This window comes from Polyangium jinanense, assembly GCF_028435365.1.
The window spans coordinates 1-15,062 of the sequence record NZ_JAGTJJ010000051.1; the positions used below are offsets into that span (position 1 = coordinate 1).

Genomic DNA, 15,062 nt, shown 5'->3' on the forward strand with positions numbered 1-15,062 from the left:
GAATTCGACGCTTGGCGGAAGCGCAATCAGTATCAGCCGATGTCGTCGAGAAAGTTCTACAGGCGCACGGGCATGAGGTCCGCCTCGAACGGGACGGCTCGCATGTACCCGGTCACGGTGATGCGTAGCGTCCCCGGGCCCTATGGCGCGAGCGATTACGACCACGAGGGGGGCGACGAATGACGCGCTACAGCTACCCCCAGCGGCGCCCGTCTTCGCCGTGGGGCTCGACGTCCGGGAGACGGCCGCCCGCGCGCTCGTCGCCTGCTTCCGCCTCGCCGCGCGTGCGCCTCGATGATGCGCCCTTCGCTCGCGTGCTGGACACCCTCGCGGGTCTCGGATCCCTCGAGAGCGACCACGCTGCGCCCGTTGCGCGCGCTCTCGACCGTGCTGGATTGCTCGACCATGCGCGCCGCGAGGGGTGGACGGCGCTTCCTGCCTTCGATGTCCTCGCGCGGGCGCTCTCGACGGCCGAGCTCGTCGGCGCTGGGCTCGCGCGGCTCGACGCGGGCGGCATGCGCCCGCAATGGCCCGCGCATCGCCTGTTGATCCCCTGGACGGCCGAGGCCGGCGCGGAGCACGAGCGGACCTTCGCCCGGCGCTCGCTACTCCCCCCGGACGAACGCTTCCCGGTCACGATATGGCCCCCCGGGCGGCGCGCCCGTGGCCTGCTTCGGATCGGCCCGGAGGGCGCGACGAACGAGGCGCGCAAGGTGCTCGTCCCCGATGCCCTGGACGCGCTCGCGTTGCTCGCGTACGCCGAGGTGCGCGGGCGGGCGGCCGTCGCATACGTCGTGCCGTGGCTCGAATGGCTCCCCCTCGATGATCTCCCCTTCGCGCCGGGCGATCGTGTCCACGTTTCGATCCCGCGCCCGCAAGGCTACGAGCTCGCGCGGCGGCTCGCCGCTCGCGGGGTGAAGGTGCACGAGCTCGCGCCGCCCGGGGGCGCGTCGTGGGGGGAGACGTGGGAAGCGTACCGCGGCGAGGCCGAGGCGTGCGGGAAGCGCGGCGAGCACGAGGCGGAGCCCAGCGGGCGCGCGCAGTGATTACATTCCATTCTTGCTGCGTAGAGCTAATCCTCTATAAGATCTAGATACGAACACAGCCGCTCCGCAGTGGTACGTACTAAGACTGTGTCGACAATTGACGGCAAGCCGCGTTCAATATGCGTTTGCACAGTGAGCCGATTTTGTTCCAGCAGAAATAGAATCCTGTCGGGCTCCGATATCATACTGTCCACGTATGGTCCTTTGCGTGTTGTCCACGTTCCCGACTCATCCTTTGGCATAATTTGCTCTAGACGCAGCATCCAGCGACCGTCTCGGTGATCTGCCACGATGCAGGCCGTATTGCTTACGTCGGAATTTAATGCCCATTTCAGCATTGCGCAAACTTCGAGCATTTCGCGCCGGTTGAGTTCCTGCAAGAGGGAGACGACGCCGCGAAAAAACGCGTCTGGGCCCTGCTCGTTTCGCAAGTACTCTTGTGCAAGCACGGCAAGGGGAACTGTCGCCGCGTCATCTACGGCTTCCATGAGGCCACGGATCGAGCGCCAAATCGTTTCATGCATGTAACGCGCTTCCTTGCGCTCGCTCCGAAGACGCTCCTCAAGACGAGCAGCGATTTCCTCGGGTTGCATTTCTTCGTGCTTTGCCCATTCGCTCGTGATGGTATCCCAAAGCCGATGGGCCTCCTTTACCTTGCGCTGCGCATGCAATGAAGTCCCCCAACCGAGAATAGTGGGCAAGACGGAGATGCCACCAACTAACGCGAGCTGCCCAATGTCTGCGTTGGACGATTTGGCAAGCTCAGCGCCGACGCTGAGTGCCGTCGCAGCTACAGCCGAAACGATATCCTTCGATTCTATGGGATGGGGTGGTTTCTTGCTCTCGCTCATTGGTCGTCCTGGGTCTCGTTGGGATGGCTGCTTTGGCTTCGCACAGATCCTCGGTCGGATCAACAGCGCGGCATGCTCTCGGGGGCCGCTGCGATACCGTTGCTCGCAGCGCTCGTCCACCTCGCGGCCGTGCTCGTGCTGGCCCGCGGCGGCGCGCAACGGGGTCAAGTGGCATCGAGGGGACCGCGAACGGGATCAAGGCGCCTCGGCGGTCACGCGTCGTGACGGGCGCAGCGGGCCGAGGACGGCCAGGTAGGGCGATCGGCATTTTGACCCCTCGCGCCCCCTCCGCTGCCTAGATTTCGCGTTTGTGAGGGTTGAAGATCGTCACATCGCCAGCGCCAACGGCGATCGCACTCACGCGCGGGGTGTGCCTTTTCGACTCTTCTTTAGCGCGGTATTGCGCCTTGTCTGCCAGATCCAGAAGCGTCTTTGCGTCCGTGTTGGGGTCCGTTGCGCGCGCGCTCCCGCACGAGGCCGTGAGGACCAGACTTTCCTCACCGAGGACGAGGACATCCTTTGCGAGCTGCCGCGCGAAACTGTCGAGAAGCCTGCCGGCGGCTGCATCGTCCGCGTTTGGCAGGATGACGATTACCTCGTCGCCTCCCTCACCACGGTAGGCTTCGCCGCGCTCTCCGAACGTCGCAACGACGGCCTCCAGATATGCCCGGATCGCCGCGTCTCCGCCTTCGTGCCGGTGCTTATCGTTGATTGCCTTGAGCCCGTTCATGTCGAGGTACACGACCGACAGCGGCGCCTCGTTGCTGGCTGAAAGCATCGCAATGGCAAGGTCGGTCTCCAAGTGCCGCTTCGCCAAGCACAATCCCATGGGGTCTCGGTCGCGGCCGGTTCGGAGTTGCTGCTGAAGCTCGGAAAGGCGCACGCGGCCACGATGACTAATTTTTAGGGTTATAGGTTTATTGTTGAGTGTCGCGTGAATGTGCTCGCCGAGCACAAGCTGCCTTCTTGCCAGCAATTCCCCCTCTCTTCCTGGGCTGAGGCTCTTCAGTTGGGCGAACCCGTCATTCAGATAGCCGTCGTGAATGAGCGAGACAACCATCTGCTGATCTTCAATGCGCTCAAAATGCCCCGGATGCTTGATTTCCCCGTCGCGATCCAGTCGCGCAAGAAACTGCATTTCCCTGACGCGTGCGTCCGTCCGGCTCATTGTTTGAACTTATCATGGTCCGTTCACGGCGGGCCAAGCGACCGGCAAACGCACGGGCGCGGTAGAAGCTCCTCGGCCTCGGCGGGCGCGTCGCGCGGGCCGCTGGGGTGCGCCATGGCGCGAGGCTCGACGCCGGCCTCGTGCTCGTGCTCCTCGGCGCGGGGTGTCCTCGGCGGGGGGGGCGGCGCTCGCCGATCGGCTCACGGTCGCCTGCTACCGGGCCGAGGACGCATCGACGGGGGACGGGGGGACCTCGCGCCCGCGTCGAGCCGCTGTAGCTCGTCCTGGGGACCGCTCCGCGCCGCCGCTGGCGTTCGGGGTGCTCGTGCTCGTCGGGGGGACCTCGCGCCCGTGGGGAGCTGCTACCGGGCGTCCTCGCGCCGCTGGGGGCCGCTGGGGGGCCCGCTGGCGTTCGGCGAGGTCCGCGGGGCGCTGGGAGACCATGCGCGCGCCGAGGCGCCGCTCGTGCTGCGCGCCGCCGCTGCGCGGACGGGGGAGAGCGGCGAGGGGGTGCGTTCGGCAAGGTGCTCGCGGCGCTCGTGCTCGTCCTCACCCTCGATGCTCTCCGGCTCCCATGGGGCGCCGCTCGTGCTGACGGTTCTGACGGATCGCTGACGGATCGACCCCCCTATCCGTCAGTCTTTTTGCCAAGCGTTCCGTGCCCTTGGCGGACACCCTGACGGAACTGACACATCTTTGCAGGGGGGGACCTATACGCGTGCGCGCACGCGCGCCTATGGCGCCATAGGGGCCGTTATCCGTCAGATCCGTCAGCACGGCCGCAAGCATGCGAAACCGCTGCAAAAAATGCTGACGGTTCTTCCCCTCGATGCGTCAGTGATCCGTCAAGGATGCGTCAGGGCGGGCCATTCCCGCGCCGCCGCTCGCGCTCCTCGCGCGATGGCCGAGGGCTTTGCACAGATTGGCGAGGCTGTGCATTCTGTCGGCATACCTCTGGAAACAGTGTAGGGGGATAGGCAGGCAAGTGGGAGGCGACTTTCCCGCGAGCCTCCCTACGCGTCAAAATCGTTGGTGACGCTGGGAACACGGCGAATCCTGCGATCTCGTGCGTATCGTGAACGTGAATGTCGGAGCTGGTTTCCCTTACCGCTCTCGTTTCGTGCACGCTATCCGCGAAAAACGCGCGTCGCTGCGCCTCGCCCCTGGCCGCAATGGCGCCGCGTTGCTATGCTCCGCGTGCACAATGGGCCGCCCCCGACGATGTTTCAGTGAGCCGGCCTCCGAATTCGTGTCCTTTCGGCTCACGCGGGCCGAGGCCGAGGCGCTGCAATCAGCGGCCGAGGAGGCCGGGATCGCGAGGAACGAATACGCCCGGCGCACGATGCTCGGCCATCTGTCCAGCCGAGGCTACGCGCCGCCCGCGCCGCCTCGCGCCCTTCGCCGCGTCTCTCCCGTCGATGCCGGGCCGCGCGAGCCGCGCGAGCCGATCCCGCTGCGCGCATCCTCCGCGCCCGCGCTCGCCGAGGCGCCTGCGTGCCGCAACGTCGTGAGCCTCGATGCGCGCCCCCCTCCGCGCTCGCCGAGGCGCCCGTCCTCGGCCGCTGCGCGCCGATCGATCGGGACGAGCGCACCCCTTGCCGCTCCCCTCGCCGATCCGCCTCTCGACGCCGCGCCCGTGCTCGCCGAGGCGCGCCCGCTGCGCCCGTCTGTCGAGACGAACGGAGCCGCGCCGCTCGCCGCTCCCCTCGATGCCGGTCCGGCCGATCGTCCCCCGTCTGCGCCCGCCGAGGCCGAGGCGCCTCGCCGCGAGCCGCGCGAGCCGATCGGCGAGCACGAGGCGCGCCTCGATGATCCGGGCCGCCCGGCGTCCCCTCGCGCCGCCGCTGCGCCCGCCGAGGCCGAGGAAGCTCTCGAGGTCCGGCCGGCGCTTCCGACGCTCGCCGCGAGCGCGACGCGCGAGGCTCACGAGGCCGCCGTCGATGCGCCCGCCGAGGCCGATCCGGATCACGCTCTCGACGCGCCGCCCGCTTCCGTGCACGAGCTCGCCGAGGTCTCCGCGAACGAGGCGCGCCTCGATGATGCCCCGGAGCTCTCCGAAGCAGGGGCGGCCGTCCTCGCGGCGGCGCGGTCCCTCGCCGCGCTGGATCCCTCCGCGCCGATCCCCGCGCCCGTGCTCGTCCTCGAGGCGCACGTCGGCGGGATGCCCCTCGAGGAAGCGCGCGCGGCCGTGCTCGTGCTCGTCACGCGCGGCGAGCTCGCGGCCGAGGCGGGCGACGACGCGAGCGGCCTCGCGCCCGTCGATGCGTCCGGACGAACGATCACCGCGGTCCGCCTCGCGACCGCATTGGAGGGTTGACCGTGCTCCCGAACCTCGCGGCCGAGGTGGCATTCTGGCAAAAGGCGTTCGGCCTCGATGATTGGACGATCGAGGCGCGCCACGTCGAGGATCTCCGGTATCCGTGCCATGACGCGGGCGCGGGATACCCGACGAAGGGGGAACGCATGGCGGGACTGTGCGACGCCGATCGCGTTGCGCGGACCGCAAGGATCCGGATCTGCACGCCGCGCACGTTTCGCCAGCTACGACAATGGCCCGAGGCCGTCTGTCACGAGGTCATGCACGTCCTCGGCGCGGCGTACCGCACGCCCGGGTGGACCATTCAAAACGAGCATCGGACGATCAATGTCGTTGCCCCTATGCTGGTCAAGGCGAGGCGCAAGGATCCAGCGCTCGCCGCTCGCGCGGCCGGGGTTTTCGCGGAAGCATGCCGCCGCTGCGCCGCTGCTCTTTCTCCGCCCACGAAATCGCCGATCATCGCGGAAGCCGATCGAGCCGCCGCAATGAGTGTTTCGCCGCCCGCGGGCGGCGCTCGATGAAAGGAAGCGTTTCCCATGAAAAACCCTCTCGGCCGTCTGTTTTCCGCTCTCGGGGGGACCTCCGCGCCCGCGCCCGCTGCGCCCCCGTCTCGCCCGGCATTGCCGCCCGCTCCCCCCTCGTCGCCGTCTGTCGAGGTCCAGCGCGCCGAGGCGGCCGTCCTCGAATGCGAGCGGGCCGAGGCCGACGCGCAAGCGGTGCTCACGGCGGCCCGTCTGCCCTACGAGGACGCGCAGCGCGCGCACCAAGCGGCCCGTCGAGCGTTGCACGAGGCCGAGGACGCGGCGGCCTCGGCTCCCGACGACGAGCGCGCGGCATCGACGCTCGCGGCGGCGCAGCAAGCCGAGGCGCGCGCCGCTGGGATCCTCGCGTCCTTCTCGCGGCGGCATGCTGCGGCTGGCGCGTCTCTCGAAAAGGCGCGCGCGGCGCTCGCGGCGGCGCGGACGCGTCTCGAGGGGGCTCGCGCGGACGCCGATCGGGCCGAGGCCGAGGCGCGCATCGTGCGGGCCGGAGAGGACGCGCAAAAGGCGAGCGCGGCCTACGTCTCGACGCACCCCGGGCCGAAGCTCGCGGCGATCCTCGACATGTCGCGCAAGGCGTTCGGCGAGGCGCGGGCCCGCGCCGGAGCGCTGCGCGCCGAGGTGTTCGCCGCTCTCGACGCGGGGGAGGCGGGCGATCGGCGAGCGCTCGCGGCGGAGCCGCATCGGGCCCGGGAGATCAAGGCCGAGGCCGAGGAGCGCCGCGCCGCCGCTCGTGCCGTCCTGGAATCCCTCGCCGATGTCGAGCGCTGGTATGCGCACGCTGCGCCGGCCGTTGCCATGCTGGCGCTCGCGGGCGAGCTCGAACGCGAGGCGCGCGGGATGCTCGCCGAGCTCGCGGCCGAGGCGCACGAGGCCGGCGTCGATGCGCGCAAGCTGGGAAGCGAATTCGAGCCGGTGACTCCGAAGCTCGCCGAGGCGGCCGTGATGCTCGGTCGGTTCCTGGGAAGACCCGCCGAGGAGCGGACCGAAGCCGAGCGGCAATCGTACACGATCGATGTCGCGATCATGCGAGCACTCTCGACGCAATGGAGCCTGTCGGATCGATTGCACGAGGGAAACTTCGGGCGGGCCCTTTCGAGCGAGGAGCGGGCGCGCCTGCTTCTACGCGATCCGGCCGGGAAGCCCCGGGCGATGCTGCGCGCCGATCATGCGCGCTTGGTCGAGCGGGGTGATCGGAAGGCGCTGGAATACGAGGAGAAGCAGGGACGGGGGACGGCTCCGAGGCTGGCAGCGATGCGAGATGAGGACGAGCAGACGGCGGCCGAGGCGCGCGCCCGTGTGCAAGGTCGGGATGGGCGCGGGATGTTCGTCACGAATTGAGCGCCGCTCCCCCTCGCCGCTCCCTTCCGCTCTCCTGGACAATCGCGCCCTGCATCGAGGCGCCTGGGGCGTCGGCCTCGTTCGGCTCGACGTGACCCCCGGCGAGCGCCGCGAGCGCCGCGAGGACGGCCGCGAGCTCGTGCTCGTGCACTTCACCCGGGCGACGCGGCTCGACGCGCAAGGATGGCGCGGCGCGAGGAGGTCGATGCGGCGTCGTGGCTCACCGGCCTCGGCCCCTAGCTTCGCCAGTAATTTGACTTCGTTCCTGTTTTGTCAGAACCCAAGCAGCGTGAAGCTTGGTCGCAATGTTCTATGTTGGTGCGGCTCTGGAAAGAAATACAAGCGGTGTCACCTTGATCGCGAATCTGAGATGCGACCCAACCCATGGGAGATCGCGGAGAAAATTCGAACCGAATTTTCTTGGAAGACTTGCCTTCACCCGCAAGCAGGCTCCCATACCTGTAACGGTCCCAGCATCCGTGCTCATACAATTCGACGCGCGGCCGATCTCGCACGCATTGCACGACGGGGTCACGTCTACTATGTGGCCCCCGACTTTCAGACATTGAACCGAACCGGCGGCAAGGCGGAGCCAAGGCTCGTGGGAATAAACCGCGCATCCACTTTTACTGGCTTTTGCGCGCGGCACGACAGCGCGCTCTTTGCCCCGCTTGAGACAGACGAGTTTCGTTGCACACCCGAGCAGGCCCATCGATTACTTTACCGTCCCGTCGCCCATGAATTATACAAGAAAATTGCACAGCAACGAAGCACCGCCGTTTTTCGTGACATCGACCGAGGGCGTGATTATGCGGACCAAGTCATCGTTCAGCAATGGTGCGATCACAGGAGCTTGGGCACCGACGCAGCTATCCGCCACCTTGCCGAGCTAAAGGCCATGCTCGATGAGGAACTCGCGAGACAACAATACGAGAAGATGCGGGCCCTCATTATCGACCTTGACAGAACTCCCGATGTACTATGCGCAGGAGTCACGCAACCAGACTTCTCCTTCGATGGAGTCCTGCTGCAAGATCTGTCGGACACGATTCGGCCCGCACTGTCCGTAGGATTTAATATCTTGGCAACGAGCACCGGCGGGATGGTTGTTTTTGTATGGCATTCGGAGATGGGTGGACCTGCGAGACGTCTCCTAGACTCGTTAATAAGGCTGCCGGTTCAAGAGATCCCGCACGCCGCGATTAGATTTGCGTTTGAAAACTTCGAGAATCTCTACCTCCGTCCTGAATGGTGGGAGGGGTTGGGTCGTCAGCATCGCGAACGGCTGACGGAACGCATGATGAGTATCGTGCCGTTCCCGGCTCGTTTGGAGGACGACGGAATGCGGGCAATTGCGTGGCAGGTGATGGGCCTTTACGAGCTTCACGACGGCATCTTGCGTCCGCTGTCTTCGACTTTGGCTTCCGTGTGATATACGGGCGATCGCAAGTGGCGCGCCCTCGTGCGGCTCGACCATGACCCCGGCGAGCGCCGCGAGCGCCGCGAGGACGGCCGCGAGCTCGTGCTCGTGCACTTCACCCGGGCGGCGCGGGCTCGACGTCACCGAACGGCCGCGAGCGCCCTGCATCGAGGCGCCCTCGTCCTCGGCCTCGTGCGGCTCGACCATGACCCCGGCGAGCGCCGCGAGCGCCGCGAGGACGGCCGCGAGCTCGTGCTCGTGCACTTCACCCGGGCGGCGCGGCTCGACGCGCGAGGACGACCGCGAGCGCCCTGCATCGAGGCGCCCTCGTCCTCGGCCTCGGCGCGGCCATGGGGACGGCCGCCCGGATATTCGTCGACGGTAGCCCCGCGAATATCTGTCAATCACCAACGATTCACGCGTCCGTGTGTCACGAACATGCGCGATCAATGCTGCATGCGTGCGACGTGGCATATCGTCTTCGTGCAACATGTGGCCAGGAAAAACGCTCGTCACGAGCAAATGCGCTTGCCACCGGGCCACGGCCGCTCGTAAATCGAGCCTGGGCCGTCCTACGCGGTCCGGGAGCGATGCACAATGCAGCGCAAGGGACCCGAGCGCCCGACGGGCGCGAGCGGGATAGGGCACGTCTACGCCGAATTCAGGGAGCGGTTAATCGTGACCCTGCTCCGTTGCGGCGTGCGTGAGCTCGACGCGCCGGACATGCTGCACGAGGTTTTCGCGACGTACGCGCGGCGGAAAGCCGAGGGCGCGTCTATCAAGAGACCCGCCGACTATCTGCGGCAGATCGCTTTCGGGCACGCCGCGAATTATCGCAGGCTCCACCGCTGGCGGATCGAGGTGGCCACGAGCCCCGGGCGCATCGAGGAAGCCCCGGATCCGTCCCCCTCGACGGACGAGCGCGCCGCGCTTGCGCAATGGTGTGACCGCGCCGAACGGCTGCCGCCCGTCGAGCGCGCCGCGCTGCGGCTCCACCTCGAAGGTTATTCGATCGATGAGATAGCGCGGAGGCTCGAAACCTCGCGCGCTACCGCTTGGAAACGATTGCGCGCTGGACAGGAGCGGCTGAAACGAACGGAGGGACGCCATGCAACGGCAATGGGTGGTCAACGAAGAGACAGGCGAGCATAGCGAACGGATCACGCTGGATCAATCCGATCTAGAGAAACTTCGGCCCTACGTCTGCGGCATTGCTCGCCGGGTAGGCGTTATCCCTGCCGACCGTGACGATTTGGCGCAGGACGTGCTTTTCGCATTCTGGCGCTATTCCGAGGAGCGACGGATCCGCGTCATCGAGGGGAAGGCCGACGTGGACGCCGCACGGACGCTCATCGCGGCGTTTGCAGTACGCACCTCCCGGTACTACCGGCGTAGGGCAAGGCGGAGCGGTGGGGGCCCGGCAGACGAAACACCCTCGCGCGGGGGGGATCCCGCTCTCCGTTTCGAGGCTCGCGAAGCTCTGCGGATGGTTGAGCGATTGCCTCCGAACCTGCGCAGGGTGGTTGAGCTCGACGCGCTCGAGTACACGACAAGCGAAACCGCTGAGAGCGTCGGCGTGGTGCTCGGCACGGCCAAAAGCAGGCTGTCTCGAGCGCGTGACTTGCTGGCGATCATGAGATGATCCACGGGAGCACTGCCGCGCAATAGCGGGCGCGCTGCGGTGGCGCTCCTCGCGCGTCGGCTACGCCGCGAGCGCGCGCCGCCCGGCGCGACGCACACATGGTGCAGGGGGATCGGGAAGGGGTGAGCCCCGGGCGAACCCTCACGAGCTCGCCCGGGGCCATGGGAGCGGCCTACGCCTTCCGGCGCTTGCGGCTGCTCTTCACCGCCGAGGCCGGCGCTTCCTGGCCAGCGGGCGGGGGCTCGCCGAGGAGGGCCTGTAGGGCGACCGTAGCGCGCCGCGCGCCCTCGATGTCACCCGACGCGAGCGCCGCGTCGAGCATCGCACGGACGGCCGCGGTCGCCTGGAGGAGGGGGCTCGACGGGGGGGCCGTGGTCGCCTCGTGTTCTCGTCGGGATTCTGTCGAGCGACCAGGAATCGCGGGGTTACGCTCGCCGATCGGCCCGATCGGCTCGACCGTCTCGGGCTCGATCTCCGCGGGTTCGATGTCGATCGGCTCGATCTCATATCCCCCCCGACGATAAGAGGAGAGCTGCCCTTCCGCGGTCGGGCGGCAAGAGTTCTAATGCCAAGTGGACGAAGGCTTGCGACATCTCCTTGTCGCCAATGATGCGCTCGGACTTATCGGCACACCAGCGCATGGTTTGCCTCAGTGCCGCTTGCCCGAGTTTGTCCCCCGACGCTACGGCCCCCCAAGGCGGATTACCCACCACGACATCGGCGGACCCGGGACCGAAATGCCGACGTACCACTGGGTCCTCCTGAGTGATTGCGTCGAAGGCATTGCCAGCAAACAATATATCGAAATGTTGATCCGGATCCCGCGCCTCCGCTCGCTCCGGATCCCAGCGCAGGTTCGGCAGTTTTCGGCGCTCGTTTACTTCGCGTGGATTCTGGTAATGAAGGTAGGCAAGGTAGAGGCTGAATGCCGCGATGGGTACTGCTTCGGGGTTCAGATCAATCCCCCGGATCTGATCGCGCAGGATAACGCGTAGCTCCCTCTGGGACAACCGCCTCCGCTGCCTTGCCACACGATGACGTACCATTCGTCGAAAAGTTTCGACGAGAAAGATGCCCGATCCACATGCCGCGTCCGTGACGCGCGGGCGCCCGTCGAGCACCTCCACTGTGAGCGCGCGCGATAAGAGGAAATCGACCAGCGCCGGCGGAGTGTAATAGGACGATTGCGTGTTGCCTTTTCCACGCGTCGCTGCGTAGAAGTTTTCATAGATATTGCTGATGAGCTCGATCGGAATAATATCGAAACGATAGGCAAAAAGGAACAGCCTCCCCTGGGCGGATGGCGCGTTTCCTACGAGCAGCGCGCGAAGCAATTCAAGGTGTTCCGGATTAACAGCGGCTTCCTCCTGGAGGCTGACGGGAAACGTGTCGCCATTAAAATCGGACGCAAGCTTTGCAAAGAATGCGTATGCAAAATCCTTGTCCTTGAGGACTCGGAAGAACATAACCTGCGCAAGTCTGGGATCGGCAAAGGTCTCTCGCGGTTCCTGGTCGAGGAGTTCTTGCCATTCCGGGCGCGCGCTGGCGACAGCCTCGAAGTACTCACGAACGAGGATCGCGCGATCCTCTAAATAGCGTACAAATAAGGCTCGACCGATAAGGCTGTGCGCGATGGGCAATTTTAGCCCCGTGGGGCCCTTGGTTAATTCGACGCGAACGGCTTTGAGGTCGCGCACGAGCGTCCGATCCGCACGCCCGGCCCCGTCGCCGAACCGCTCATCCCCATAAACTTGCCCCGTCTCAATGCTCTCCCGACGAAACGAGGCCAAGTTCGTCGCGATGTCGGCCACGCCCTTCGCGAGGGCTAGCAGCCTATCTCCGCTGTCGAGCGCTTCGTCTGCTCGTACGGGGGACGCCCCCAGTCGATAGACCGCAAGCTCTCCCTCACGTGCAAGGAAAAGGATCTGCGGCCGTGCCATACTCCAAACACGGTTGAATAACTCCGCTGCGTCCTCGTCCTCGGGAAGCTCCGCTAGGACTAATATGGGCTCATTGTCGACGAAGAATACCTTCTCGGCGCCGACCTCGGCAGCGAGGCCGAGCCAATCCCCTTTGTCAGTCCAAGACGCGAGGTTGTCCTCGGTCGGAGCAGGGGTCGCCGGCAACAAGCAGCCGTCCACCAAGCCAAGAATCCGGCAAGCTGCGGTTAGCAACCTCTCATTGTTGTTGCGCTCTACCGCACTCACGGCGGGGTCATATCGCCTTGGGCATCACCCTGTCAAGAGGATCACACCCCTTTTCCCCTTCGCTCTTCCTTAGACGTGCTCCAAGGTCCCTGTGCGCGGCGTCGAGGCCCGAGGTCCTCCGGAATCCGGGCAAGCCGGGGGGGGCGACCGCTGGGCACTCGGTCTGCGGGGTAAGTGGCCGCTTTCAACGCCAACCCATAGGCACCGCTCGCGCGCCGCGTGCGCGGTGCACGATGGTGTCTACATCGATCAGCCTAACCGCATACCACGGCTTGTGCACTCCTGACATGATGCCCAGGCCCACCGTCGTCACCATGCCCCGAGGCGTGATCTTAAACGTTTTCACTGCATCCGGTCTTTGGCTCCAATAACGAACCAAACCGGCGAAGCAATTCAACGCCCAGCGTCCTTTTTTCTTCTGAAAGTGATGACGAAACTTGATGCGTTCAATGTTTGTTTCCCGTTTAATCCAAGAGGCGTCATAGTGCTTAGCGATGTCCAGGCTTTTCATGACGGACCGCCACATCAGACACGCAACCTGACCGACCGAGAACACAGTCAGCGCCTCGTCGAGTACGTCCGCCAATTCTTCTCGATCAACGACTTTCATATCGTGACGGCGCAAGAATTTGTACCACTGACGCCAACACTCCGCCCCAGCAATTTCAGAGAATAGGTCGACGTACTGGTTCTGCCACCACGTGGGCCAGTGTGCTGGATTTGGCACTATTCGCAGGGCGTCAGCGGTGTACTTGCGGGCTAGTGCCTCGTATTGAGGTGCAGCTAGGCGCCACCCGACCGCCCGTAGCTGTGCGACCGCGCGGCCTCGTCGGACACTGAAGGGCGAAAGAGTGCCCTCCGTATCCAGGTAGAGGAGGCGCTGTGCGCGCAGATGTCGGACTGCTTGGACGTCCGCTTTTATTTCGCCGATGAGCGGCATCCCTAGCTCGTCGAGGGCCGGAAGCCTGCCCGAGTTCAAGTCGGCCTTTCCCAAGAGGGCAAACCAGGGGGCGATGTGCCGGAGATGCACCGAGCACGGGTCCACGGGTTCACCCAGCGGCCATGCCCGGCGTACCCGTTGACGCAACCGGTCCTGTTGCGCAGCTTCCGTTGCCTCATTGGCAGCGAGCACTGCCTCACGAGCCACGATTCTCGCGGCGGCAGCTTCGGAGGCTTCCGCGCGAACGAGTGCGCGCGCCCGGTTCTCTGCGTCTATCTGCTCTCTGGTGCACGTCTCGCACTTCCACTGCCAAGTCTCCAAGTGCTCACGTGCTTGGAAGTCCCTGCGGCTCTCGTAGATATAGGGAGCACCGCACGCGCATTGAACATGCGAGACTGCCGCGCAGCGCACGACCACGAAGTAATCGAATGTGTTCTCTCGCTCGCGCGCAGCCTTCGCTAGGGCCTTGACCGGATGGGTGAATGCGCCAGCCGGTGAACGCTCCCAGTAGCGCTTACAGATGTCCCGCTCGGTTTGGTCGGGGAACTCTTCTGCAAACACAAGGGAGATGCCACGCATGACACTTCCAGGACACCGCCACCCCCCGACGCTTGTCAAGGGAGTCGGCGCCCGGAACTATGGGAGCCAGCGTCACAACCGACACGGTCTAGTATGCTAGATTGCCGATTCACGCCTACCCGACCGGCGGCGGCGGCAGGCGACCTTGACGCCGCGGTGATCGGATCCACTCGTCTCGCGATCGAGGGGTGGCTTACAAAACGGCCGCGCGAATTAAGGATAAGGAAGAAGGCCCTGCGGGGCTCTGCGCGGACCCAGGGAGCCAGGGCCCCCGCGCGGCCCCCGCGCCTGTGTTGCGCACATGTGCGTACCCATCGCCAGCGCGTCGAGCACCGCGCCGATCCGCGCGCCATCGTCCACCCGCGGGCGCGGCGACGCTCGATGTCCCAACCAGCGGCGGGGCCCCCTCGCGACCGAGGGGGCCTCGCACAACCGTTTGTCCTTGGGGTTTGTCTCAGCCTTGGAGCCGTGGTAGGGATGTCGGACAACCCTCACGCGAGCAGGGAGGAAACGTGCCGAGACAAATCAAAGCAAAGCCAGTCGCTGTGAAAGTTGGCGCTCGTATCCGCGAACTACGAGAGGAGCGCGGCATGTCCTTGCAGGAACTCGCCGACGCTGGCGCGCTGTCGAAAGGCCACCTGTCGAACATCGAGCATGGCCTCGCGACGATCACCATCGACACCGTCGAACACATCGCAGCCGCGCTCGGCGTGTCCCCGTTTTGCGTCATCACCTTCCCGACAGACGACGAGCTGAATCGTATCGCGGATCTCGCCCGCAAGCTGTCGAAGGGCGATCATCGGAAGCTTCGGAAGGTACTCGAAGAGCGAACGACGCACGAGCCTCCGGCATCCGGCGTAGTTCGGCGCACGTAGTTAACTGTCACCGCTCCCCCTCAGAATACCGCCGCGCCGGTAGGTCGTGCTGGCCAACGAACCACACGGGATTGGAGTTTTGCGTTACCTCGCAGAGCAACCAAGAGGGGTCCTCTGCCTTCCGTTTCGCCCGCCAT

General features: G+C 65.7%; 15 protein-coding genes and 1 pseudogene. 11 read left to right on the forward strand and 5 right to left on the reverse strand.

All coding sequences use genetic code 11. The features are described from left to right. On the forward strand, positions 1 to 183 hold a 183-nt coding region (locus KEG57_RS42950; protein WP_272459577.1), incomplete at its 5' end, for a hypothetical protein. Between the two features lie 131 nt (positions 184 to 314). Then, the gene (locus KEG57_RS42955) at positions 315 to 1,046 is read left to right on the forward strand and encodes a hypothetical protein (RefSeq protein WP_272459578.1); all 732 of its coding nucleotides are present in this window, start codon (positions 315 to 317) and stop codon (positions 1,044 to 1,046) included. A gap of 26 nt (positions 1,047 to 1,072) precedes the next feature. On the opposite strand, the gene KEG57_RS42960 is transcribed toward KEG57_RS42955, so the two are convergent. Continuing rightward, a complete protein-coding gene (locus tag KEG57_RS42960; protein WP_272459579.1) occupies positions 1,073 to 1,897 on the reverse strand; it encodes a hypothetical protein in 825 nt (274 codons plus the stop codon). 295 nt (positions 1,898 to 2,192) lie between these two features. Then, positions 2,193 to 3,065, reverse strand: a complete 873-nt coding sequence (locus KEG57_RS42965) for a GGDEF domain-containing protein (RefSeq protein ID WP_272459580.1) — start codon at positions 3,063 to 3,065, stop codon at positions 2,193 to 2,195. 1,249 nt (positions 3,066 to 4,314) lie between these two features. Between KEG57_RS42965 and KEG57_RS42970 the strand changes: the two genes are divergently transcribed. The 3 genes from KEG57_RS42970 to KEG57_RS42980 are packed head-to-tail and all read left to right on the forward strand — an operon-like array spanning position 4,315 to position 7,262. After that, a complete protein-coding gene (locus KEG57_RS42970) occupies positions 4,315 to 5,382 on the forward strand; it encodes a plasmid mobilization protein (RefSeq protein ID WP_272459581.1) in 1,068 nt (355 codons plus the stop codon). A gap of 2 nt (positions 5,383 to 5,384) precedes the next feature. Continuing rightward, positions 5,385 to 5,903: a hypothetical protein gene (locus KEG57_RS42975; protein WP_272459582.1), complete on the forward strand. Its 519-nt coding sequence runs from the start codon at positions 5,385 to 5,387 to the stop codon at positions 5,901 to 5,903. A 15-nt stretch (positions 5,904 to 5,918) separates the two neighbouring features. After that, positions 5,919 to 7,262: a hypothetical protein gene (locus KEG57_RS42980; RefSeq protein WP_272459583.1), complete on the forward strand. Its 1,344-nt coding sequence runs from the start codon at positions 5,919 to 5,921 to the stop codon at positions 7,260 to 7,262. Here KEG57_RS42980 and KEG57_RS42985 read toward each other — a convergent pair. After that, a complete protein-coding gene (locus KEG57_RS42985) occupies positions 7,252 to 7,413 on the reverse strand; it encodes a hypothetical protein (RefSeq protein WP_272459584.1) in 162 nt (53 codons plus the stop codon). The genes KEG57_RS42980 and KEG57_RS42985 overlap by 11 nt on opposite strands. Before the next feature lie 54 nt (positions 7,414 to 7,467). Between KEG57_RS42985 and KEG57_RS56280 the strand changes: the two are divergent. The 5 genes and pseudogenes from KEG57_RS56280 to KEG57_RS43005 form a co-directional block, all read left to right on the forward strand. Then, a pseudogene (locus KEG57_RS56280) lies at positions 7,468 to 7,617 on the forward strand (SEC-C metal-binding domain-containing protein); the annotation flags it as partial. A gap of 246 nt (positions 7,618 to 7,863) precedes the next feature. Beyond that, positions 7,864 to 8,694, forward strand: coding sequence for a hypothetical protein (locus tag KEG57_RS42990; RefSeq protein WP_272459585.1), 831 nt, complete (start codon positions 7,864 to 7,866; stop codon positions 8,692 to 8,694). Between the two features lie 30 nt (positions 8,695 to 8,724). After that, a complete protein-coding gene (locus KEG57_RS42995; protein WP_272459586.1) occupies positions 8,725 to 9,237 on the forward strand; it encodes a hypothetical protein in 513 nt (170 codons plus the stop codon). 123 nt (positions 9,238 to 9,360) lie between these two features. Further along, positions 9,361 to 9,834 carry an RNA polymerase sigma factor gene (locus KEG57_RS43000; protein ID WP_272459587.1) on the forward strand — a complete coding sequence of 158 codons (474 nt, stop codon included), beginning with the start codon at positions 9,361 to 9,363 and terminating at the stop codon, positions 9,832 to 9,834. After that, positions 9,791 to 10,324, forward strand: coding sequence for an RNA polymerase sigma factor (locus KEG57_RS43005; protein WP_272459588.1), 534 nt, complete (start codon positions 9,791 to 9,793; stop codon positions 10,322 to 10,324). Before KEG57_RS43000 ends, KEG57_RS43005 begins: the two co-directional genes overlap by 44 nt. A gap of 503 nt (positions 10,325 to 10,827) precedes the next feature. Here KEG57_RS43005 and KEG57_RS55935 read toward each other — a convergent pair. Beyond that, positions 10,828 to 12,531 (reverse strand): N-6 DNA methylase, encoded by a 1,704-nt coding sequence (locus KEG57_RS55935; RefSeq protein ID WP_272459589.1) that lies wholly within the window; start codon positions 12,529 to 12,531, stop codon positions 10,828 to 10,830. A gap of 184 nt (positions 12,532 to 12,715) precedes the next feature. Further along, a complete protein-coding gene (locus tag KEG57_RS43015) occupies positions 12,716 to 14,050 on the reverse strand; it encodes a hypothetical protein (protein ID WP_272459590.1) in 1,335 nt (444 codons plus the stop codon). Between the two features lie 545 nt (positions 14,051 to 14,595). Between KEG57_RS43015 and KEG57_RS43020 the strand changes: the two genes are divergently transcribed. Continuing rightward, positions 14,596 to 14,925, forward strand: a complete 330-nt coding sequence (locus KEG57_RS43020; protein WP_272459591.1) for a helix-turn-helix domain-containing protein — start codon at positions 14,596 to 14,598, stop codon at positions 14,923 to 14,925. The last annotated feature ends 137 nt before the right edge of the window (positions 14,926 to 15,062 follow it).